Annotated in this window: 20 protein-coding genes; 6 read left to right on the forward strand and 14 right to left on the reverse strand. The window is 71.0% G+C overall.

All coding sequences use genetic code 11. The annotated features are described in order from the left end of the window. Nucleotides 1–6: 6 nt before the first annotated feature. The 9 genes from HTZ77_RS34555 to HTZ77_RS34595 form a co-directional block, all read right to left on the reverse strand. A complete protein-coding gene (locus HTZ77_RS34555) occupies nt 7–1,323 on the reverse strand; it encodes a lipopolysaccharide biosynthesis protein (protein ID WP_175593933.1) in 1,317 nt (438 codons plus the stop codon). Beyond that, entirely contained in the window at nt 1,316–2,113 is a 798-nt protein-coding gene (locus HTZ77_RS34560; protein ID WP_328808937.1) for a polysaccharide deacetylase family protein, read from the reverse strand. The genes HTZ77_RS34555 and HTZ77_RS34560 overlap by 8 nt, the downstream gene beginning before the upstream one ends. Continuing rightward, the gene (locus HTZ77_RS34565) at nt 2,110–3,057 is read right to left on the reverse strand and encodes a glycosyltransferase family 2 protein (protein ID WP_205304320.1); all 948 of its coding nucleotides are present in this window, start codon (nt 3,055–3,057) and stop codon (nt 2,110–2,112) included. The genes HTZ77_RS34560 and HTZ77_RS34565 overlap by 4 nt, the downstream gene beginning before the upstream one ends. A 17-nt stretch (nt 3,058–3,074) precedes the next feature. Beyond that, entirely contained in the window at nt 3,075–3,908 is an 834-nt protein-coding gene (locus HTZ77_RS34570; RefSeq protein ID WP_175593935.1) for a glycosyltransferase family 2 protein, read from the reverse strand. Nucleotides 3,909–4,107: 199 nt separating this feature from the next. Then, entirely contained in the window at nt 4,108–5,235 is a 1,128-nt protein-coding gene (locus HTZ77_RS34575; protein WP_175593936.1) for a GNAT family N-acetyltransferase, read from the reverse strand. After that, entirely contained in the window at nt 5,232–5,600 is a 369-nt protein-coding gene (locus HTZ77_RS34580; protein WP_175593937.1) for a hypothetical protein, read from the reverse strand. Before HTZ77_RS34580 ends, HTZ77_RS34575 begins: the two co-directional genes overlap by 4 nt. A 299-nt stretch (nt 5,601–5,899) precedes the next feature. Continuing rightward, a complete protein-coding gene (locus HTZ77_RS34585) occupies nt 5,900–7,450 on the reverse strand; it encodes a sigma-70 family RNA polymerase sigma factor (RefSeq protein WP_175593938.1) in 1,551 nt (516 codons plus the stop codon). A 164-nt stretch (nt 7,451–7,614) separates the two neighbouring features. Beyond that, on the reverse strand, nt 7,615–9,300 hold the full coding sequence (locus tag HTZ77_RS34590; protein ID WP_175593939.1) for a substrate-binding domain-containing protein: 1,686 nt from the start codon (nt 9,298–9,300) through the stop codon (nt 7,615–7,617). A gap of 272 nt (nt 9,301–9,572) precedes the next feature. Beyond that, nucleotides 9,573–10,208 carry a cation transporter gene (locus HTZ77_RS34595; RefSeq protein WP_175593940.1) on the reverse strand — a complete coding sequence of 212 codons (636 nt, stop codon included), beginning with the start codon at nt 10,206–10,208 and terminating at the stop codon, nt 9,573–9,575. A 245-nt stretch (nt 10,209–10,453) separates the two neighbouring features. On the opposite strand from HTZ77_RS34595, the gene HTZ77_RS34600 reads away from it, so the two are divergent. The 3 genes from HTZ77_RS34600 to HTZ77_RS34610 all read left to right on the forward strand — a co-directional run bounded on the left by HTZ77_RS34600 (nt 10,454) and on the right by HTZ77_RS34610 (nt 14,413). Then, nucleotides 10,454–11,230 carry a DUF4184 family protein gene (locus tag HTZ77_RS34600; protein ID WP_175593941.1) on the forward strand — a complete coding sequence of 259 codons (777 nt, stop codon included), beginning with the start codon at nt 10,454–10,456 and terminating at the stop codon, nt 11,228–11,230. After that, nucleotides 11,223–12,032, forward strand: a complete 810-nt coding sequence (locus tag HTZ77_RS34605; protein WP_175593942.1) for a TrmH family RNA methyltransferase — start codon at nt 11,223–11,225, stop codon at nt 12,030–12,032. Before HTZ77_RS34600 ends, HTZ77_RS34605 begins: the two co-directional genes overlap by 8 nt. Before the next feature lie 125 nt (nt 12,033–12,157). Next, nucleotides 12,158–14,413, forward strand: coding sequence for a tetratricopeptide repeat protein (locus HTZ77_RS34610; RefSeq protein ID WP_175593943.1), 2,256 nt, complete (start codon nt 12,158–12,160; stop codon nt 14,411–14,413). A 39-nt stretch (nt 14,414–14,452) separates the two neighbouring features. Here HTZ77_RS34610 and HTZ77_RS34615 read toward each other — a convergent pair whose 3' ends face one another. Continuing rightward, complete coding sequence (locus HTZ77_RS34615; protein WP_175593944.1) at nt 14,453–15,433, reverse strand: aldo/keto reductase; 981 nt, start codon at nt 15,431–15,433, stop codon at nt 14,453–14,455. Next, nucleotides 15,421–16,347 (reverse strand): EamA family transporter, encoded by a 927-nt coding sequence (locus HTZ77_RS34620; RefSeq protein ID WP_235995594.1) that lies wholly within the window; start codon nt 16,345–16,347, stop codon nt 15,421–15,423. Before HTZ77_RS34620 ends, HTZ77_RS34615 begins: the two co-directional genes overlap by 13 nt. A 34-nt stretch (nt 16,348–16,381) precedes the next feature. Here HTZ77_RS34620 and HTZ77_RS34625 point away from each other — a divergent pair, with 34 nt between their 5' ends. Continuing rightward, entirely contained in the window at nt 16,382–16,864 is a 483-nt protein-coding gene (locus HTZ77_RS34625) for an Lrp/AsnC family transcriptional regulator (RefSeq protein WP_175593945.1), read from the forward strand. 3 nt (nt 16,865–16,867) lie between these two features. Here the strand turns inward: HTZ77_RS34625 and HTZ77_RS34630 are convergent, their stop codons facing one another. Genes HTZ77_RS34630 through HTZ77_RS34640 form a run of 3 tightly spaced genes read right to left on the reverse strand, consistent with a single transcriptional unit; the run spans nt 16,868 to nt 19,781 of the window. Then, nucleotides 16,868–17,458 carry an NADPH-dependent FMN reductase gene (locus HTZ77_RS34630; protein ID WP_175593946.1) on the reverse strand — a complete coding sequence of 197 codons (591 nt, stop codon included), beginning with the start codon at nt 17,456–17,458 and terminating at the stop codon, nt 16,868–16,870. Further along, the gene (locus tag HTZ77_RS34635) at nt 17,455–18,837 is read right to left on the reverse strand and encodes an MDR family MFS transporter (RefSeq protein WP_328808938.1); all 1,383 of its coding nucleotides are present in this window, start codon (nt 18,835–18,837) and stop codon (nt 17,455–17,457) included. The genes HTZ77_RS34630 and HTZ77_RS34635 overlap by 4 nt, the downstream gene beginning before the upstream one ends. After that, complete coding sequence (locus tag HTZ77_RS34640) at nt 18,834–19,781, reverse strand: zinc-binding dehydrogenase (protein ID WP_175593947.1); 948 nt, start codon at nt 19,779–19,781, stop codon at nt 18,834–18,836. Before HTZ77_RS34640 ends, HTZ77_RS34635 begins: the two co-directional genes overlap by 4 nt. An 89-nt stretch (nt 19,782–19,870) precedes the next feature. Here HTZ77_RS34640 and HTZ77_RS34645 point away from each other — a divergent pair, with 89 nt between their 5' ends. Further along, nucleotides 19,871–20,545 (forward strand): TetR/AcrR family transcriptional regulator, encoded by a 675-nt coding sequence (locus HTZ77_RS34645; protein WP_175593948.1) that lies wholly within the window; start codon nt 19,871–19,873, stop codon nt 20,543–20,545. Between the two features lie 67 nt (nt 20,546–20,612). Next, nucleotides 20,613–20,930: an RNA polymerase sigma factor gene (locus HTZ77_RS48865; RefSeq protein WP_175593984.1), complete on the forward strand. Its 318-nt coding sequence runs from the start codon at nt 20,613–20,615 to the stop codon at nt 20,928–20,930. Nucleotides 20,931–21,016: the final 86 nt, after the last annotated feature.

The raw sequence follows: 21,016 nt of genomic DNA on the forward strand, positions 1-21,016 counted from the left end.
TGACCATCATGAGGCCCCGTGCGACCCCTGGGCGACGCGTGGCGGTTCTGTTTCGCCGTAAGTGAGAACTTTACGAAGTTTTCCGAAGATCAAAGCCGCCACCAGCAGCTCGCTGAACAGCATGCCGTACCCCACCGCGTTCACGTTGGCGAACGGGAACAGCACCGTGATCGAGACCAGCACCAGCGCGGCCAGGCCGATCTGGACCAGCGCCAGGGCCCGGGCCTCGCTGCGCGCCCGCAGCGAGCTGAGGTAGACCTCGATGAGCACCCGCGGCAGCACGGCCAGCGCCATGAGCCGCAGCAGCGTCGAGCCCTCGGTGGCGAACTCCGAGCCGAAGATCATGAGGATCAGCGGCGCGCCCACGACCGTCACGGCGATGATGGGCGTGATGATCATGAATGCCCGGCGCAGCGCCCGGCGGCAGTTGTCGGCTAGCTGCGAGCGGTCGAAGGACCCCTCGACGGTCAGCGACACCGCCATGTTCATCGCCAGCAGCTCGATCATGCAGCCCAGCGTGTGGGCCATCGAGAACCGGCCGAACGTGGCCTCGCCGACCTGCGTGGCCACGGCCACCGGCACCAGGTAGACGATCGCCAGGATCGACAGCGTGCCGGGGAAGTCGCCCGCCAGGAAGCGGCCGACCTCGCGCAGCGTCGGCGGCGCCGCGACATCCTCGGAGGCCTTGACGTGCCGGGGGATGACCACCGAGAAGATGAACCAGTTGACCGGGATGAGCGCGAGCGCGGTCGGCACCATCCAGGAGACGAAGATGCCCCCCTCGGGCAGCGCGCCCGCCAGCGCCACCAGCAGGCCCATCTTGACCACGCCGAAGACCAGGTTGTTCAGCGGCACCCAGGTGGCCTTGCGCAGGCCCGTCAGCACCACGTCCTGGAGCGTGAAGACCGCCCAGACCAGCACCGACCCGAGGAAGAACAGCCCCGGGCCGAACCCGCCCAGCGTGGAGTACGTGCGGCCCCACATCGGCAGCGTGAGCAGGAAGCCCACCGCGGCCACCCCGCCCGTCGCCGCCGCCAGGCCGTAGCCGCGCAGCACCAGCTCGGGCGTGCGGCGGCCGGCCAGCGGCAGGAAGCGCGCGAGCGCGCCCACGAAGCCGAGCGCGGTCAGCGACGCGAACAGCCGCATCGCGGTGATCACGGCCTGCCCGCGGCCGAACTCCTCGGGCGAGTAGTAGTGCGCCGCCAGCAGCCAGTAGCCCATGCCGAGCGTGGCGGTGATCCCCGTGTTGGCCATGAGCGCGTAGCCGTTGCGGAACAGGGGATTGCGCAGATCGTGCAGCAGCCGCCGCCAGAGCCTAGACATTTCCGCGCACCCGCTGCAGGCCGTACCTCGTCCGCCGCACGACCGCGTAGCCCTTGGTGAGGACGCGCTCGCGCAGGTAGATCAGGGGTACGGCGCTGCCCTCCACGGCGCGCCGGAACATGCCGATGGTGGTGTGCCGGGCCACCGTCAGCCGGGGGATGGCCAGCATGTCGTGCCGGTCGGCGGCGATCGCGTTGTTCACCGCGCAGGCGGCGAAGTAGCCGGCCTTGCGCACCTCGCGGCGCACCCGCGCGCTGGAGTAGCCGTAGGGGTAGGCCATGGTGGCGACCGGCGCGCCGATCTTCTCCTCCAGCAGGCCCTTGTTGCGGCGCAGCTCCTGGCGCAGCTCCTCGGTGCGGAGCTGGTCGAGCTGGGGGTGGCTGTGGCTGTGGCCGCCGATCTCGATGCCCGTCTGGGCGATCTCGCGGGCCTGACCCCAGCTCAACATGTCGTCCAGCGGTCTGCCCGCCGCGTCGGCGCCCGCGTCGGCGACCCAGCCGCTGGTCAGGAAGACCGTGGCGGGGAACCGGTGGCGCTCCAGCAGGGGCAGCGCGTGGGTGTGGAAGTCGGCGTAGCCGTCATCGAAGGTGACCACGACTGGTTTGACGGGCATACCTGTGTTCTTGTTCAGCCTGGAGACCAGATCGCCCAAGGTCAACGGGGTGAACCCGCCCTCCGCGAGGTACGAGAGCTGCTCCTCCAGATCGGAGGGGCGTACCGAGTGGGGGCGGGTCTCCTCGTTGGGGCTGTCGGTCACCGAGTGGTACATGAGGATGGGAACCCTGATCACGATCGGGCTCCCTTGAGCCGGGCGGACCCGACCACGTATCCCCATGTCGTCCAGGCGAGCCCGACGACGATCGCGACCGAGCGGCCGAGGCCGCCCACGTCGCCGCGGACCGCCTCGCCGAGCCCGCGCAGCGCGCCCAGCGGCAGCGTCTTCAGGGCGTGGGCGCGCTCGCTGGCCAGCCCGTCCTGGGTGCCCACCTCACGCGTCACCAGCGCCTTCGACAGCCCTTCGGCGTAGCACCGGGACCTGAAGTAGGCGAAGCGCTCGCGCTGCGCCGACACCTTGTGCCCGATCACCGCATGCGGCTCGTACAGCATGACCGAGCCGGGCTTGCGCTGGCTCAGCCTGATGCAGAACTCCGTCTCCTCGCAGCCCAGGGGCCTGCTCTTGCGCCCCTGCACGCTGCGGCCGATGCCGCTGTGGAAGCCGCCCACCTCGGAGACGACCTCCCGCCGGAAGGCGGCGTTGCCGCCCATGACGTTGCGGATCGGCGCCCGGACCTCCGGCATGCCGCGGTACGTGCAGCCGACGGTCCAGTCGAACTCGTACGGGAACCACCGGGGCCGCTGCCGCGAGGCCCACAACGGGTCGGTGCGTCCGCCCACGCCGACGACGGCCGGGTCCTGGAAGCCCTCCTCCAAAGCTTCCAGCCAGCCGGGGTCGGCCACCGCGTCGTCGTCCAGGAACGCGACGATGTCACCGGTGGCCGTGGCCACGCCGGTGTTCTTGCCGCCGGACAGCCCGCGCTCGTGCGTGTTCTCCACCACAATGGCCTGTGGATAGGTCTGCTTGAGCTTCAGGTGCAGGTCCGGATTGTGGTCGACCACCAGGATCAGCTCGTGCGACCGGCGGCGCTGCCGCTCGACCGACTCCACGGCCTGCCTGATGTCCTCCCACCGCTCCTCGGTGTAGACGCAGATGACGACAGACGTTCTCACTGTCATCCCTCTTCCAGTGCTGGTCAGGCGACGCCCCGGTCGGCTGCGGGCGCGGCGGCCGGCGTCGGCTGCGAGATCGTGGGCTGGCGCCGCCACTCGCGCAGGATCGTGCGGAGCACGCGCAGGCCGTCGCGGACGGCGTGCAGGTTGCTCTCGCCGTGGATGCGGCAGCGCTCGTGGCTCGGCACCTCGTGCACCTTGAGCCCGCCCTTGGCGGCGCGGACGTTCATCAGGGTCTCCACCTCGAAGCCGTCGCAGTCGAGGTCGAGCACGTCGAGGTGACGGGCCCAGAAGGCGTTGTAGCCGTAGCAGAGGTCGGTGTACTGGGTGCCGTACATCACGTTGACCAGGCCCGTGAGCACCTTGTTGCCGAACTTGCGGCTGAAGGTCAGGTCGTCGCTGCCGCCGCCGGCCGCGTACCGGGAGCCCTTGACGAAGTCGGCGCCGGTCACCAGCGCGCCCACGAAGGAGATGATCTCGTGGCCGTCGGTCGAGCCGTCGGCGTCGATCATCACGATGATGTCGCCCGTGCAGGCGGCGAAGCCGGCGGCCAGGGCGTCGCCCTTGCCGCGGCCGGTCTGGGTGACGACCTTCACGTTGGGACGCAGGCGCTTGGCCACCTCGACCGTGTCGTCCACCGAGTTGCCGTCGACGAGGACGATCTCGTCGACCCACTGGGGCAGGGTGGCGAAGACGTGGGGGAGGTTCTCGGCCTCGTTCATCGCCGGGACGACCACGCTGACGGTGGGCGAGATGGCGATGTGCGGTGTGATCGGGGTGAACCGCTCGATGGGTGGCATCGAGCGCAGCGGCGTGATCTGCGCCTTGCCGTTGTGCTTGGTGCTCTCGGGACTCATGGTGAGCTAAATCCTTCCGGGACCCGCCTCCACGCGAGCCTGGGCCGGCCGTTCCCGGGTGCTGGTGGGAACGGTCGATCCGTGATCGGCGCACGGGTCCAGTGGAGTGAGGGTGGTGCGTTACGGGTGCTCTGCTGCTGCTCTGGTGCTGTGGTGCTCGTGGTGCTGGTGGTGCTGTACTGCTGGCCGGGACGGGGGGTCAGCGCGCTCCGGTGGGCTCCTTGACGACCGAGTTGGACGACTCCTGCTGGATGGAACTGCGGACACGCCCGAAGCCCTTGAGAACTCGGTCGGCCGCCTTATAAAGAGACGGCCGATCAAGGACGATTGTTCGCGCCTTGTTGAAGGGAACTCGTCCCATCCAGTGGACGGCCGCCGCGGGCGAGGGGCGGGAGACCCGTCCCTCGGACACGTACAGCTCGCCGCTCTTGAGCCAGTCCTTGTACTCCTTGCCGCCCTTGCCCATGTCGACCATCTGGACACCGGCCTCGGCCGCCGCCTCGGCCATGCGGAGGTGGTGCACGATGCCCGGGGAGTACCGCGCGTACTCGATGTCGTAGGCGGGGAACCAGCCGACGATGGTGGTGGCCGTGCGCAGGCCGAAGTGGCCGGCGACCGGAGTCTCCCCCGCGTACAGCATGGTGAGGACGCCGCTGAAGTCGGCCGAGCGCTCCGCGTGCATGAGGTCGATCAGCTCGACGATCCAGGGCTGCGCGAACCGGTCGACGCGGCCCGTCCGCCGGTACTGGTCGGACTTCCAGCCGAGCAGGACGCGCAGCACCTCCGGGTCCGCCGAGGCGTACTCGAAGCGCAGCTCGCCCTGCTCCCTTCCGAGCTTGCGCTCCTTGTAGCGCACGGTCTTCAGGTTCTTGGGGGAGTTGGCCTTGACCTGCTCCAGCCAGGCGTCGAAGCCCTCGGTGAAGTCCATGACCGGCGCCGGCCGGACGTCGGACTCGTAGGCCGCGAAGGTCGGCTGCCCCGCCACGAGGTGGTCGAAGTCGTAGACGGTGAGCCGGCAGGCGCGCAGGAGCGCCCGCACGTCCACCTTCAGACCGGGGACCGAGATCAGGCCGTGGCAGGTCGTCAGGAAGCCGCCGAGGGGCTTGCCGATGCCGAAGCTGTGGCGCTCGTACGGGAAGAACCCGACGATGCCGGTGCCGTCGTCGATGACGGCGACCCGCACGTAGTCCCGCAAGCGGTCCATGGCCACGGCGAACTCGACAGACAGGAACGGGTTGTCCAGGCTGGGATCGGCTTTCTGCAACGCGCGCCAGTGGGCTCTCTCGGACTCGCCGAGCTCGCCCGGGCGGACCACCGTGATCTTCACTTCGCCCTGGCCCCCTGTTCGGTCTGCATGTTCTTCCCCCGGTACAACACGCGAAGCACGTACATGAACCCTCCGAGCACGGCGATCGTCGCCACCCCCGCCCGGGGAGACCAGGCGTCGAACTGGAGCATGGCCTGGGCGAGAAGGACGTTCACCACGAGACTGGCCGCAGCGCCCACCGACAGCGCGGCGAGCGGGTCACGATCTCGCAACAGCCCGACAACGGCGGCCCCGGGGACCACGAGCAGGAACAGAGAGATCAGCAGGGGGCGAAGCGGCGTCTCGATGTCGAACAACGCGATCACGGCTCCCGCGACGCACGCGAGTCCGAGCAGCCACGCGAGCGCTCGGCGGTGCTTGATCATTTACCGTTCTCCTGGTCGTGGCTGGGCAAAGGCGCGATTGATCGCATTTCATGGGACCAATCCGTCCATGGACACGTCAATGCCGACGCTTGGTGACGCGCTCCGGTTTACCGGAGGAGCGATTTTTTCCCGTGACTTAGGGCACACGGGCAGTGCTCTGCCCGGCGCCGGTGCGGTCCCCAAGCACACCAGGATGCCCTATAGATGACCCGATCTTCGAGCCAGGGCCCGATTTATCCTAGTTCGTATTTACTGTGGATCTACCATCCCTTGATGTATCCCGCGTCACTCCTGTCCCGTCACTCCTGTCCCGTCAGCGACTCGGCCAAGGCGGTGCCCGCGGGTGAGGCGCCCTGCGGGTCGTCCGGCGACGGCGTGTCGTCGGGCAGCCGCGTCGGCTCGCCGGTGGGCGGCTCGGAGACCTCGGCCCGGCCCTCCCACGACAGCCGGCAGCTCGCGCGCCCGCCGTTCGAGGCGAACGACACCGTGCCGCCGCCCGCGGTGTCCGGATCGGAGACCGTCACCCAGACCGCCACCGAGCCGCCCGCCCTGATCGACCCGCTCGACGGGAAGACGTCCAGGCCCGAGGTCACGCTCGCGCTCCAGGCGACCGACGCGTTGCGGGCGCGCAGCCCCACCTTGGCCGACCCGTCGAGGGCGCCGGGGCACACGGCGCTGAGCCGGGCGCTCGCCATGGGGCGCCGGCTCGTGGCCGGGCGGGTGGTGGCGGCCGTGACGACGGCGCGCGGGGTCGGCCGGGCCGACGCGGTGGGCGTCGCGCTGCGCCCGGGCGTGGGGCCGGGACCGGTCTCCGGCCCGTCCGCGAGGTCCTCGGCCGGGTCCTCGGCGGGCTCCTGTGCCTGCTCCTCGGGCTGCTCCCCGGTCTGCCGCGGGGGCGTGGGGACGGCGCTCGCGGACGGCGCCGCCCGGAAGGCCGAGTCGTCGCCGGCGGCGTTCGCCACGATGACCGCGCCCGTCACCACCAGCACGCACGCGCCGGCGATCACCACGGGCGCGAGCCGGCGCGGCCGCCGCCGTGGCCGGTGGCCGGGCACGACCGGGAAGCCGTCGCGGTCGAAGCTGTCGCCCCGCTCCAGGATCAGCGTGCGGGCCTCGCCGCGCTCGGGGGCGAGGCAGGTGGCGATCATCCGGCGGCGCAGCGACAGCGGCGGGAACCTCACGGGGACCTTGTCGAGCAGCCGCTCCGCCGCCACCTTGCGGTGCCGCCCCTCCGTGCACACCTCGCAGCCGCCGATGTGCCCGGACAGCCTGCGCCGCAGCAGCGGGGTGAGCGGCCCCTCCCACGAGTCGAGCATCGCCGACAGGTCGGGGCAGTGGGCGCGCCCCACGCGGGCCAGGACGACGGCCGCCGCGGCGTTCTCCAGGTGGTCGCGGGAACGGCGCAGGCGGGTGGCCGCCCGGCGGGAGGTCAGGCCGAGCACCGAGCCCGCCTCGTGCGCGGTCAGCCCGTGCCGCAGCGACAGCTCCAGCGCCTCGCGGTCGAGGCGGCCCATCTCGCTCAGCGCGTCGTGGACCAGCGCGGCCAGCTCGGGGTCGTCCGGCTCGTCCACGGACGGCGCCGCGACGCCCTGCACCGGGACGCCGCTGCGGTGCGCCAGGCGCGCCATGACCTGGACCCTGGTCAGCGCGTACAGCCAGGCGCGCAGCCGCGTCTCGTCCCTGAGCCGGTCGGCGCGGCCGTACGCGGTGACCAGCGCGTCGTGCACGGCGCCAGCCGCGCTGTGGCCGTCGCCGGTCAGGGAGCAGGCGTAGTCGTGCAGCCGCACGCCGTACGCGTCGTACAGGTCGGCGGGGGCGCCGTGGTCGCCGCGCCGCAGCGCGTCCGCCAACCGATGATCCCCGGTCCGGTCGACAGTCGGCCATCCAGGCACGAGTACCCTCCCCGCGGCTCGCGTGATTCCCCCACGCGCCTAGGACGCCGCCCCGCCGGACCGGGTTGACCCAACCATGCCCAATGGGCATGAACGGGGACGGAAGGTACTCCTGTTGCTGATTAGCCGTCGCACTTGGGGGCGCAGAGCCGGCGCTCCATGCCCTGGAGGAAGAAGTCGCGCACCTGGAGGATGTTCTCCGCGATGTACGCCTCGCCGCCGGTCGCCTTGGCCAGGGCGTCCATCTGCTTCTTGCCCTTGGGCGCGTCCGGGCCGAAGGCGATCAGCAGGATGCTGACCGGCCGCTTCGGGTTGTAGGTCTTCTTGAGGAACGACAGGAGCTCCGCGTTGCCGACACCGCCGTCGGGGTCGTCGTTGCCGGCGCCGTCCGTGAGGATGAGCACCGTGTTGATCTTGTCTTCCTGGTACGACTTCGTCATCTCGGTGTAGGCGGCCTTGAGCGTGTCGTTCAGGCCGGTGTCGCCCGTGGCCTTGGCCTGCACGGTGGCAAGCTGCGCCGCCAGCGCCTCCTTGCGCAGCCGCCCGTCGGTGGTCTCGCTCAGCGGGCCCACCGAGACCATCTCGCGCCAGTCCTTGCCCTGGCCGTCGAGGTGCGTCGAGAACGCCCACACCCCGATCTCCGAGTCGGCCGGGAACAGGCTCAGCCCCTCGGTGGCGATCCGGGTGATCGCCTGCATGCGGGTCAGCTGGGTGCCCGGCACGGGCAGCGCCATCGTGCCGGAGACGTCGAGCAGGGTCAGCAGGCGGCTGCCCAGGTTGAGCCGCGACCAGGTCTGGGCCATGCTCGCCACCGTCTTGGCGTCGGGCGCGGCCAGCGACCGGGGCAGGGTCGAGACGAAGCCCTTGCCCTTCGCCAGCACGTCGCCGCCCTTGCCGTCGGGCGTGCGGAAGCCCTGGTCGCGCAGCGTCCGCTGGGCCGAGTCGGTGGTCAGCTCCTTCTGGAAGGCGGCGGCGGCCTTGCGCACCCCGGGGTCCTTGGCGAGGACCAGCATCGGGTAGTCGAGGTTGTAGGTGCCCTCGGCGGGATAGAGCGGCACCACCTGCCCGTCGGGCTTCTTGGAGTTGTGGGTGTAGATGCTCTGCTCCGAGGCGACGCCGACCGGCACCTTGCTGCCGGACTTCACGGTGAGGCTGGCCAGCAGCGCGCCGGGATCGGAGACGATCTGCCCGGACAGCTCCTTCAGCGCACCCACGAGCGCCTTGTCCTGCTTCGCCTTCTTGGCCGAGCCCGCGGCGGCCAGCAGGGCGGCCATGCCCGCGGAGTTCTTCTGCGGGTCGAGGGCCAGCACGCGGACCTTCTTGCCGGGGCCGTCGGGGTTGGCCACGTTCGCCGCGGCGATCATCCCGGCCCAGCTCGGCTGGAGGCTGGCGGTCAGCTTGTCGGCCGTGCTCTGGGCGGTCACCAGCACGACGGGCGACAGGGCGGCCGAGCCGGAGGGCTCGGGCAGTGCGGCGGCGCCCGCCGGATCGCTGCGCAGCCTGCCCACGACCAGGCTGGAGTCGGCCACCCACAGGTCGGCCGCCGCCTTGCCGGCGGCCAGCGCGTTGGCCGTGCGGGCCGCGCCCTCCTTGGTGACCGTCACCTCGACGCAGCGGCTGTCGATGGAGTGCAGGGCCTTGTTGTAGGTGCCGGCGATCTTGTTGAGGGCCGGCTGGATGTCGGGGGTCGCCACCACGCGCAGCGCCAGCTTGCCTGCCGAGCAGTCGTGGTCGCGGTTGAAGATGACGAACGCGGCGACGCCCAGCAGCACGGCCAGCGCGACGGCCCCGGCGAGGGGGACGAGCACCCTGCCCCGGCCCCGTGCGGCTCGCCGCCGGGGAGCGGGTTCCTGGGCTTGGTAGCCGCCATCGAACTCGTCTGTGCGGTGTCGCCCCACGATGTCCTCTTTGGTGTGTTGAGACCTTCCGGAGACCCTGGCCGGAGATGCTCCGCAATACCTCCGGAACGATACTCGGTGCGCTTAGTGCGGCAAAACAGCCCGTTTGGTGCAGGGATTACGGAGCGTCAACCTCGGCGGCGACATCCGTCACCACGCCCACCCTGTACGGAGCGTCGACCTCAGTGGCAGCACGCGTCACCATGCCACGCGCTGCGGCCCTCACGTACCGCCACGAGCGCGAGCGCCACCGCCATGACCGGATCCGCCCACCACCAGCCGGCCGTGTTGAGCCACAGCCCGGCCAGCACGCCGCCCGCCATCGCCGCGCAGATGAGGTTCTGCGTGCCCTCCCCGGCGGTCGCCGGGGATCCCAGCCGCCGTCCCAGCCGGCGCTTGGCCATGCCCAGCGCGGGCATGCTCACCAGGCTCACCGCCGTGACCACGATCCCCAGCGGCGTCGGCACCGCGCGGTGGCCGGCGTCCAGGTCGTAGGCGACATGGACGACGAGGTACGGCGCCAGCACCCAGAAGCTCACGGCCACCGCCCGCCGTGCCCGGTGCTCGGCGCCCGGTGACAGGGTCCGCGACCCCGTGAAGCGCCACACCACGATCAGGCTCGCCGCCGCCTCCACCAGCGCCGAGAACCCCCACCCGATCAGCGCCACCGAGTGCGCCCCGAACCCGGCCCACAGGCCGAGCGAGCTCTCCAGGCCGAGCCAGGCCAGGGTCGCCACCGACAGTGCCCGCGCGGACCGCGCCGCGCGCAGCCAGTCTGCCGACGCGGCCGGATGCGCGTGAACCGACTGGTCAGGCACCTTGACCCCCGAATCCCCGACGTCGTCCGGCCGCCGGCAGCGGTACGTACCCTATCGATTACCCTCCGTGATCACGATGGCGCGGGGCAAAGGTCGGCCGGGTAATCTTCAATGATCGCTTACAGGAGGGCGATTCCGGGGATCACTCCACGGGTCGCCGGGTCGCCGGGTCGCTGCATCGCCCCAGCCGGAGAGATCGGGGGCCACGGGGACTCGCGGGGGACTCACGGGAGGATGGACAGGCCGTGCCGTTCACACCGAGCCACATCGCGGCGGTGCTTCCACTGGCGTCGTCGTCGCGCGTCCGCAAGGTGCTCGACCCCTGGGCGCTGGCGATCGGTGCCATGGTGCCCGACCTGCCGATCTTCCTGCCGTTCCTGCCCGACTACACCGACTGGCACTCGCTGCGCGGCGTGCTGACCATCGACACCGTGGCCGTGCTCGTGCTGCTCGTCCTGTTCCACGTGGTGCTGCGGGACCCGCTGATCGCCCTGCTGCCGCCGGCGCTCGCGGGCCGCGCCGCCACCCTCCTGCCGTCGTGGCGCGGCTTCCGCCTGCTGCCCGTCGTCCTCGGGGCGATGGCCGGCGCGGCCAGCCACGTCCTGTGGGACTCCTTCACCCACGCCCGCGGCCCGGAGCGCTGGGGCCCCTGGCTGGAGGTGTCGGTCTTCGGCGTGATCAGGCTCTTCCGGCTGCTCCAGTACGGCTCGTCGGTCGTCGGGCTGGCCGTGGTCGTGTGGTGGGCCTGGCGCCGCCTGTCGCGGATCGCCGCCGTCGCCCCGCCGGAGCGGCTGGTCATCCCGTCCGGGGTGCGCTTCTACGTCCTCGGCGCGGCGTCGGTGGGCACGATCGCCGGGGCGCTGCTGTGGCCGGTCGTCGATCCGCCGTCGCCCGAGCTGGGCCTGCCCAGCGTCATCACCAAGGTCGGCGCCGGCACCCTGGTCGGCCTCGGCCTGGTGCTCCTGTGTTACGCGGTGGTCTGGCAGGTCACGCGGCGCATGGCAGTATCAGAAGGTGCTTGAGTACGTGACCGACGCGGCGGACCCGCGCCTGGCCGACTACACCCGGCTGCGCGACGTGGAGCTGCGCAAGAGCCTCGAAGCCTCGCGCGGGCTGTTCCTGGCCGAGGGGGAGAAGGTCATCCGGCGCGCGATCGGCGCCGGCTACCCGATCCGCTCCGTCCTGACCACGCGCCGCCGGCTGGACCCGTTGGCGGACGTGCTCGGCGACGCGCTCGTGTACGTGGTCAGCGACGAGGTCATGTCGGGGATCGCCGGCTTCCAGGTCCACCGCGGCGCCCTGGCCTCGATGGCCCGCGTACCGCTGCCGTCGATGGAGAGCGTCCTGGCGGGGGGCTCGTCCGGGCGGGTGCTGGTGCTGGAGGACCTCGTCGACCACGGCAACGTCGGCGCCATCTTCAGGTGTGCCGCCGCGCTCGGGGTGGACGGGATCATCCTGTCGCCGCGGTGCGCCGACCCGCTGTACCGGCGGGCGGTGAAGGTGTCGATGGGGGCGGTGTTCTCGATCCCGTACGCGCGGATGGACAACTGGTTCACGGGGCTGGAGCAGATCCGTGAGGCGGGCTACCAGACGCTTGCCCTGACTCCTGATCAGAGCACCACACCCATCGATACCGTCAAGCTGGCGGAACGGGTGGCGCTGCTGCTGGGCTCGGAGGGGGACGGGTTGTCGTCGCGGTGGCTGGAGGAGGCGGACGAGCCGGTGTGCATCCCGATGAGCCCGGCCGCGATGGCCGCCGGGGTTGACTCCCTCAACGTGGTGGCCGCCGCAGCCATCGCCTGCCACGGCCTGATGCGGACATAGCGCCTGGTTGCAGGTCAGGCGCACGGCAGTCGTCGGCAACCGGCTTGCCGATATGGCGCCGCGCTGCCGCCCACTGAACGTGTCGAGCCGTCGACAGTAGCCTCGGAAGTTCTTATGGTCACAGCATGGACTGGGGTACCGGGCTGACCGCCGTCGGTCTAGTGGTCACCGTCATCGCAGCTGTCATCGCCTGGCTGCAACTTCGCAGGACTCCCCACACGAACACGCCCGTGAACCCCGCGGCATCCGGCGGCCGTCGTGAAACCGGTACTGATCATCGGACCGTCAGGACCAACATTCTTCCGCCGCCGACAGGGCATTTGCCCCACCTTGTGCGGGGCCGTGACCGGCTTCTGAACGACTTGCGTGCTCTGGTCAAGAAGCCGGACGGGAAAATACACCTGCTTTCGGGCATGGGCGGGGTGGGCAAGACGTCCGTCGCACTGCAGATCGCCGCCGAAGCTCAAGCCGAGGGACGGCCCACCTGGTGGGTGCCCGCTACCGACGCGCAGACCTTCGCCCTGCACATGCTCGGTCTGGCACGTGAACTGGGCGCCACAGCGGGTGAGGTCGAGGAGGCGTTGGAGGGGCGCCGTAGGGGATCCGACCTGCTCTGGCGGCTTCTCGACGACGTGCAGGGCTGGCTGCTGGTCATCGACAACGCCGACGATCCGCGGGCACTGGACGCGGATCAGCCCGTGGCCGGCGGGAACGGCTGGTTACGACCGACTTCCACGGGCCTTGTGCTCGTCACCACGCGTGCGCGCGCAACGGGCATGTGGGGGCGGCATACGACGATGCACAAGATGAACGTCCTGCCTCCCCAGGACGGAGCCTGCATCCTGCTCGACCTGGTGCCGGAGGCGGGCAGCGTGGCGGAGGCGGAGAACTTGTCGGCGAGGCTGGGAGGGCTGCCGCTGGCGCTGCGTCACGCGGGCATGCATCTGTCCACCGCCTTCGCGCTGGAACGGAACTTCGTGGCCTATCAAGAGGCACTGGACAGCCCTGGAGACACTTTGATGCGACCCGACATGGATGACAGGGCGAACCTCACCATGACATGGGAGTTGTCGCTCGACCTGCTGGCCGCCAGGGACATGCCGCAGGCCCGCGCGCTGCTCGGGGTTCTCTCCTGTTTCCCGGCTCCGACGCCGATACCGGCAGTGCTCCTCGACCATGCCACCCTCGCCACCGCGTGTGAGGAGCAGGGACGCGGCGGCGTGTCCGGCGGGCTGGCCGCACTCGACTCTGTGGGGCTGATCGAAGAGGTGGATTCGGCTGACAAGGCGACGCGCGGCGTCGCCCTGCACCCACTGGTGGCGGAAGTCACCCGCCGAAAGCTGTTCGACAGCCCGCTGGGCGGTCGGACGGCGGCGGTGGCTGTCTCCCTGGTGGCCCGGGCCGTCGGGACACTGAGCGTCGACCGTTCGTCGGACTGGCCGATCTGGGCTCAGCTCCATGCCCATGTCCGCGGCTTGTGGCTGAGCGTCATCGGCGAGCTTGATGATGAGAGCCTCGCCGTCCTGGCCGAGGCCACGGCCGTCTGTGCCATGGGATTGACGTACGGTGGCTCCTATCACGTCGCTCTGAGTCTGACCGGGATGGCGCTCGGTAAGACCGAGGGCCGGCTGCCTTCCGACAGCCCCGCGGTCCTCGACATTCGGCACAGGCATGCAAGCGCCAAGATGTTCCTCGGTCTGGCAGCCGAGGCGGAGCGCGAGTTCCGAGCAGTCCTCGCCGGCCGGGTGAGCGTACTCGGGCCCCATCACCCGAAGACTCTGATCATCCGCCACAATCTGGCGCGTGTCCTCGCTGATCAGGGGCGGCTGGACGAGGCCGGCGAGCAGTTCGCGCAAGCCCTTGCGGCCAAGGTGCGCGTGCTGGGTCCGGAGGATCCCGACACGCTCGCCACCCGCCATGAGGCCGCCCGGGTACTCCTGGCCCAGGGGAAGGCCGTCGAGGCGGAGACGGAGCACCGTGCCATTCACGCGACGAAGCTCAAGGTCCTGGGGCCCGAGCACCCCGATACTCTCGTGTCCCGGCAGGAGATCCCCCGTTCGCTCCTGGCACAGGGCAGGGCCGTGGAGGCGGAACGCGAGCTACGCGAGATTCTGGGGCTCCGCATGCGACTGCTGGGTGGGGACCACCCGCATGTACTGAATACGAGCCACTGGCTCGCCGCGGCACTGGCGGCGCAAGGACGGTACGAAGAGGCCGGGCAGCGCTTCGTGGAGGTCCTCGAAGCCAGGCGGCGTGTCCTGGGGGCAGAGAACACCTACACCCTCGCCACTCAGGAAGCTCTGACCGAGATGCGACGCAGGGCAGCACAGCCCGCTCCGGAAGAAGGCGATGACGCCCCTGGTGCTGGAGGATCTCGTTGATCACAGCAACGTCGGCGCCGCGCGAGGACTGTCGAGCGGTCAGGAGTGCCCGATGATCCGGTGCGGCCGGTAGGGGGCCTCCAGCCGGGCCGTCTCCTCCTCGCTCAGGGACACGTCGACCGCCGCGATCGCGTCGTCCAGATGGCCCAGCTTGCTTGCCCCGACGATCGGCGCGCTCACCCCCGGCCGTCCGAGGAGCCACGCCAGCGCGATCTGCGCCGGTGGCAGGCCTCGTTCGCCGGCGACCGCGCGCACCACGTCCACCACGTCGAAATCCGCGTCCTCGTACATGCTGCCGGCCAGCTCGTCGCTGCCGGATCGCCGCGTGCGCGGCCCGCTGGCGCGGTGGCGGCTCCCGGTGAGCAGTCCGCGTGCCAGCGGGCTCCACGGGATGACGCCCACCCCCTGGTCCAGGCAGAGCGGGATCATCTCCCGCTCCTCCTCCCGGTATACGAGGTTGTAGTGGTTCTGCATCGACACGAACCTGGTCCAGCCGGCCGTCAGGGCCGTGTGCTGCGCCTTGGCGAACTGCCAGGCGTACATGCTGGAGGCCCCGACGTAGCGGGCCTTGCCGGCCCGCACCACGTCGTGCAGGGCCTCCATGGTCTCCTCGATCGGCGTCTCGTGGTCCCAGCGGTGGATCTGGTACAGGTCGACATAGTCGGTTCCGAGCCTGGCGAGCGAGGCGTCGACGGCGGCCAGCACGTGTTTGCGGGACAGCCCTCGGTCGTTCGGGCCCGGCCCCGTCGGGAAGTAGACCTTCGTGGCCAGGACGTAGTCGTCGCGGCGCGCGAAGAACGTGCCGAGCAGCCGCCCGGTGATCTCCTCGCTCACGCCGTCGGAGTACATGTCCGCGGTGTCGAAGAACGTCACACCGGCCTCGACCGCGCGCCGCACGATCGGCTCGGCCGCGTCCTCGCGCAGCAGCCACTCCCAGGAATCCGGATCGCCGTACGTCATCATGCCCAGGCAGATGCGGGAGACCCGCAGTCCTGACGAGCCCAGCCTCATGTATCGCATCTCGTCCTGCCTTTCTGCGAGGGGTGGTCTTCACCGTGGGCGGAGGAGGCCGGGTGTTCCCGATGGAGCGCGACGGAGAGCACCACGAGCCCGACTCCGGCCAGCTCGGCGAGTGCGGGAAGTTGCCGGAGCACCACGATGCCGATCGCCGTTGCCGCGGCCGGAAGCAGCGCCACCAGCAACGCGTACGTGGACCGGGCCATGCGTGCCATGGCGAGCTGATCGCACACGTACGGGATCACCGACGAACAGATCCCCACGCCGAACCCGGCGGCGAGCGCGACCGGGTCGAGCACCGCCGGAGCGGCCTGCCGGACGGCCACCGGCGCGACGAACACGCAGGCGACGAGCATGGCCGCGGCCAGCCCGTCGATGCCGCCGACGCCGCGCAGGCGACGAGCCGCGCGGTGGGCCAGCACGATGTAGGCGGCGAACAGCGCCGCGTTGGCGAAGGCGAACACCAGCCCCAGCGGCTCCCCGGCCAGCCGGACGCCGGTCAGCACGTAGACGCCGCCGACCGCCGCCACGAGTGCCACGAGGTTACGCGCCGTACGGGCACCGAGCGCGGCCAGCACGATGACCGGCAGGAACTCGATCGCGGCGACGGTCCCCAGGGGTACGCGGGCGATCGCCAGGTAGAAACAGACGTTCATGGCCGCGAGCACCGCGCCCCAGGCGACGATGATGCGCCGCTGCTCGGCGTCGAGCCGCGCGAGGACGCGCCAGGGACGACGCCAGAGCGCGAGAACCAGCGCGGCGCTCCAGATCCTCAGCGCCGCGACCCCGAGCGGGGCGAGCCTGGCGAACAGCAGCACGGCGAAGGCCGGGCCGAGGTAGTGGAAGACGGCGCTCCCGATGAAACAGGTCCATGGAGGCGCCGCGGAGAGCACAGCGCGAGGGCTGGTGGGCGGCATGACGCCATCGTCGGGCAGCCCGTAATTTAGGAGAATGGCGAACCGAAGGATCAGACCCGAGCGGGCCTACGAAGCGAAGGGACTCGACGCCCTCGACCTTCGGATTCTCGCCGAGCTGCAGGTCGACGCCAGAGTGAGCTTCGCCGAACTGGGCCGCCGGGTCGCCCTGTCCGCGCCCGCGGTGGCCGACAGGGTGCAGCGGCTGGAGGAGACCGGAGTGATCACCGGCTATCGCGCCGAGGTCGACCCGCGGGCCCTGGGCTTCCCGGTCACGGTGATGGTCCGGATCCGCCCGGCGATCCGGGAGCTGCACCGCATCTCCAAGATCGCCAAGGAGGTTCCCCAGATCGTCGAGTGCTACAGAATGACCGGCGACGACTGCTTTTACTTCACGATGCACCTGCGGACGGTCGACGAGCTCGAACCGATCCTCGACCTGTTCACCCCGTACGGTCACACGACCACGTCCCTCATCCACACCGCGCCGGTGCCGCGCCGCCCCCTGCCCCTGGAGTGAGGTCTACGCGGCCCCCGCCGCGCCTCTCGCCCGCCACGTGTCACGCAGTGTCTTCAAGGCGCCGCCCCAGGCGAGGAGCTCGTCCAGCATGGCGGTGACCGCGTCGGCGTGGTGGGCGGCAGGGGTGAGGACCTGGAAGTTCTCGAAGTCCGTGGCCAGGGACAGCGCGACCTGGGTGCGTACGTCGGCGACGTGCAGCTCTCCCATGATCAGGCGCAGGTGTTCCACGGCTCGGACACCTCCCGCGCTGCCGTAGCCGACGAAGGCAGCGGCTTTGTTGTTCCATTCGGCGTACAGGAAGTCGATGGCGTTCTTCAGCACGCCTGAAGTCGAGTGGTTGTACTCGGGGGTGACGAACACGTACGCGTCGAAGGAGGCGATCTTGTCGGCCCAGGCCCTGGTGTGCGCGTGGGCGTAGTGGCCCATCGCCGGTGGCAGCGCCTCGTCCAGGTGCGGCAGCCGGAAGTCCTTGAGGTCGACGATCTCGAACGAGGCGTCGTCCCGTTCGGCCGCCAGGTCGTGGATCCAGCGGGCCACGGCCTCGCCGTTGCGTCCCGGGCGGGTGCTGCCGATGATGATGCCTACTTTGATCATGGGGACCTCCTTGGTGATTCGCGGCCGGGCAGGCTCGCGGCCATGACCAGGCCGGTCGCGGTGAGGACGAACATCCAGGTGAGGGCTGGGGCGAAGCCGCCGGCCTGGAGGATGACGGCCATCAGCGCGGTGCCGGTGGCGGCGCCGACCCGTTGCACGACGGTGCTGGTGCTGGTGGCGTGCGGGATGGCGGCCGGGCGCAGGGTGCGGTAGACGGCGACGCTGACGGGCAGGGCGGCCACGCCGAATCCCGCTCCGCGCAGGAGCAGCGCCGCGCTCAGCAGGAGGGTGTCGGTGTCACGGGTGGCGAAGACGAACGGAAGGGTTCCCATGGTGGCCGCGGCCATCCCGGCCAGGGCCAGCGGGCGCGGCGGCAGGCGGTCGGCGTACTGCCCGGCCAGCAGGGACGCCAGTGCGACACCGAGGGTCTGGGGAGCGAGCGCGAGCCCGGCGTCGAGCGCGGACAGGTCGTGCAGTCGCTGGTAGTACAGCGGCAGCAGGAACATCGGCCCCCAGCTCGTGACGCCGAGGACGAACATCATGACCGTCCCCGACCGGAAGGAGCGATCGGCGAAGAGCCGCAGGTCGAGCAGGCTCGTCTCGGCCCGGCGCAGCGAGCGTGCGATGAACGCGGCCAGGAGCCCGGCCCCTGCCACCGCCGTCAGCGTCGCGGTCCCGATCCCGGTCCGTGTCTCCAGCCCGGTCAGCGCGTGCAGCAGGGCGACCACCCCGGCCGGCAGCAGGAGCAGCCCGACAAGGTCGAGACGACGTTCGTCGCGTACCTCGTCCCGGGGGAACCACCGCCACGTCATGGCCAGCGAGAGGAGGATCAGCGGCGCGTTGACGAAGAAGACCCAGCGCCAGCCCCAGCCGTCGATCAGCACGCCGCCGAGCACGGGCCCGGAGATCGGGGCGAGCTGCCCGACGAAACCGACCTTCCCCATCACCCGGCCCAGACGCTCGGGTCCCGCGGCCCTGGCCAGGACGAGCTGCGTCACCGGCAGGATCATGCCGCCGCCCAGCCCTTGCAGTGCCCGGAAGGCGATGAGCGAGCCCGCCGACCACGCGGCGCCGCACAGGATCGATCCGACCAGGAACAGCCCCAGGGCCGTCACCCACACGGCGCGGGCGCCGAAGCGGCCGACCGACCAGCCCACCAGCGGAATGACGGCGGTCATCGCGAGCACGTAGGAGGTGGTGACCCATTGGATCGCCGTGACCGTCGCGGACAGGTCCCTGGCCAGCTCGTCCAGCGCCACCGCGACGATGGTGGTGTCCAGCAGCGCCGCCATCGCGCCCACCAGGACCGTCGCGGTCAGCGGCAGGAGGGCGCGGGCGGTCGTGGCTGAGGGCGCCGGGCTCGCGTTCGGCGTGCTCACGGGATCAGCAGGGTCTTGCCGATCGTGGCGCGGGCTTCGATGGCCCGGTGCGCCTCGGCGGCCTCGGACAAGCGGTAGGTCTGGCCGACGACCGGGCGCAGCCGACCGGCCGCGGCGTGCGCGAGCGCCTCCTCGGCCAGCGCCCGGATCTCCGCCGGGGCGGGTACGCCCCCGTCGGGGACGACCGTCACATGAGCGGCCGGCTCGGTCCAGGAGCCGGAGGCCATGCCGTACACGCTGGCCCGGCCGCCGGGCCGCACGGCGCGCATGCCCTCCGCGCCCACGACGCCGCCGACTCCGTCGAAGACGAGGTCGACGCCTCCGCTCATCTCGGCGACCTCGCGCTCCCAGCCCGGCTTGGAGTAGTCGACGTAGGCGAGAGCACCCAGTGAGGCGACCAACGCCTCCTTGGCCGGACCGCGGGCGGCGCCGACGACCTTCGCCCCCGAGGCGGCGGCGAGCTGGACCAGCAGGCTGCCGACGCCACCGGCGGCCGCCTCCACCAGCACCCACTCGCCCGGACGCACCCCGGCCTGCCGGTGCAGGCGCACCGCTGTCCGCCCGTCGGCCAGCAGCGCCACCGCGTCGCGCAGCGTCACCCCCGCCGGGACGGGGACGAGGTCCTCCGCCCGGGCCACGGCCAGCTCCGCATAGCCGCCGGTGCCGCCGGTCGTGGTCACCACGGCCTGTCCGACCAGCGCGGCATCGGCCCCCGGGCCGACAGCCGAGACGCGCCCGCCCACCGCGTTGCCGGGGACGCGCGGAAGCGGCGGCCGCTGGTGGGCCGCGGGACCGCGGCCGGCCCGCACCTGTGTCTCGACGTACGTGATCCCGGCGTAGTCCACCTTCACCAGCACCTGCCCCGGCCCCGGGACCGGGTCTTCGACCTCCTGGACGCGCAGCACCTCCGGCCCGCCGAAGCGATCCATGACCACAGCACGCATGACTTCCTCCTCAATAGGAGCGAATCGCTCCGCTTGAAGGGACTCTATAACCGGAGTGATTCGCTCCGCAAGTTCGGTATGCTGGCGACATGACCGAATCCAAGCGCCGCGGCCCTCGGCAGGCGGAAGCCGAGCGCAACGACCGGGCCCTCCTGCGGGCGGCACGCCACGTGCTGGCGGCCGACGGGGAACACGCCTCGGTCGCGGCCATCGCGGCGGCCGCCGGGGTCGGCATCGGCAGCCTCTACCGGCGCTACCGCACCAAGGAGGAGCTCTTCCAGCGGCTGGCCGAACTGTCCCTCGACAACTGGAACCAAGCCGCCGAACGAGGTCTCGCCGAGGACGATCCGTGGGAAGGGCTGGCCTCCTTCGTCGCGGCCTGCGTCGAGTTCGGCCAAGGGTCGCTCGCCCCGATCGCCGGCACCATCAAGGTCACCAAGGAGATGCAGGCCAAGTCCGACCGCTCGGACGAACTGCTCGCCGCGCTCGTCGCGCGCGCCCACCAGGCACGCGTGCTCAGGCCGGACGTCACCGTCGTCGACATCTCCCTGCTGATCGAGCAGTTCGGCAGATCGCCGGCCCTGGACCAGCTACGCAAGCAGGGCCGCGAGGACCTCGTCGAGGCCGCCGCCGGCGCTCACCAGCGCGTTCTCACCATCGCCGTGGACGGCCTGCGCGCCTGCCACCCGCGTCCGCTGCCCGGCGACCCGCCCAGCGACCGGCTCTTCACCGAACGCTGGGCACACGAAACGGGCCAGGCGTAAGGGCCTCACGGAAATATCCGGGGGTTTCGGGGAACCCGTGCCCGTCCGCCGACACAGTCCGGGTGTGATGGACAGCCTTCCCACGGACGCCGAGCTGTGGAGGCGTGCGGTGGACGGGGACACCGAGGCCTTCGGCGTCATCTTCGACCGGCACGCGCGCGCCGTGTACAACCATTGCTTCCGCCGTACCGCTGACTGGTCGGAGGCTGAGGACATCACCTCGGTGGTGTTCTTGGAGGCGTGGCGGCGGCACGGGGAACTGAGCCCCGAGCGTGACTCGGCGCTGCCGTGGCTCCTCGGCGTAGCCAACAACCGCCATCGGCCGGGCCCACGGCGACGGCCACGTCGGGATCCTGACGCCCGGCCGGGCCCGACGCTCTCTTGACGCGCGCCTCGCGGTGCCGTTCGCCGACCTGCGGCAGCCCACCGTCGGCACGCCGTCGTAGCTCAGGCGCGGAGTAGCCTACCGAA

Source organism: Nonomuraea montanisoli (assembly GCF_013363975.1).
In the GTDB taxonomy this organism is placed as follows: Bacteria; Actinomycetota; Actinomycetes; order Streptosporangiales; family Streptosporangiaceae; genus Nonomuraea; species Nonomuraea montanisoli.

What these genes read in the sequence shown, in the direction of transcription:
- HTZ77_RS34580 (WP_175593937.1), bottom strand. Translation starts at nt 5,600, where the DNA reads ATGATCAAGCACCGCCGAGCGCTCGCGTGGCTGCTCGGACTCGCGTGC.
- HTZ77_RS34565 (WP_205304320.1), bottom strand. Translation starts at nt 3,057, where the DNA reads ATGACAGTGAGAACGTCTGTCGTCATCTGCGTCTACACCGAGGAGCGG.
- HTZ77_RS34570 (WP_175593935.1), bottom strand. Translation starts at nt 3,908, where the DNA reads ATGAGTCCCGAGAGCACCAAGCACAACGGCAAGGCGCAGATCACGCCG.
- HTZ77_RS34630 (WP_175593946.1), bottom strand. Translation starts at nt 17,458, where the DNA reads ATGATCAAAGTAGGCATCATCATCGGCAGCACCCGCCCGGGACGCAAC.
- HTZ77_RS34610 (WP_175593943.1), top strand. Translation starts at nt 12,158, where the DNA reads ATGGACTGGGGTACCGGGCTGACCGCCGTCGGTCTAGTGGTCACCGTC.
- HTZ77_RS48865 (WP_175593984.1), top strand. Translation starts at nt 20,613, where the DNA reads ATGGACAGCCTTCCCACGGACGCCGAGCTGTGGAGGCGTGCGGTGGAC.
- HTZ77_RS34555 (WP_175593933.1), bottom strand. Translation starts at nt 1,323, where the DNA reads ATGTCTAGGCTCTGGCGGCGGCTGCTGCACGATCTGCGCAATCCCCTG.
- HTZ77_RS34615 (WP_175593944.1), bottom strand. Translation starts at nt 15,433, where the DNA reads ATGCGATACATGAGGCTGGGCTCGTCAGGACTGCGGGTCTCCCGCATC.
- HTZ77_RS34640 (WP_175593947.1), bottom strand. Translation starts at nt 19,781, where the DNA reads ATGCGTGCTGTGGTCATGGATCGCTTCGGCGGGCCGGAGGTGCTGCGC.
- HTZ77_RS34620 (WP_235995594.1), bottom strand. Translation starts at nt 16,347, where the DNA reads ATGCCGCCCACCAGCCCTCGCGCTGTGCTCTCCGCGGCGCCTCCATGG.
- HTZ77_RS34645 (WP_175593948.1), top strand. Translation starts at nt 19,871, where the DNA reads ATGACCGAATCCAAGCGCCGCGGCCCTCGGCAGGCGGAAGCCGAGCGC.
- HTZ77_RS34625 (WP_175593945.1), top strand. Translation starts at nt 16,382, where the DNA reads ATGGCGAACCGAAGGATCAGACCCGAGCGGGCCTACGAAGCGAAGGGA.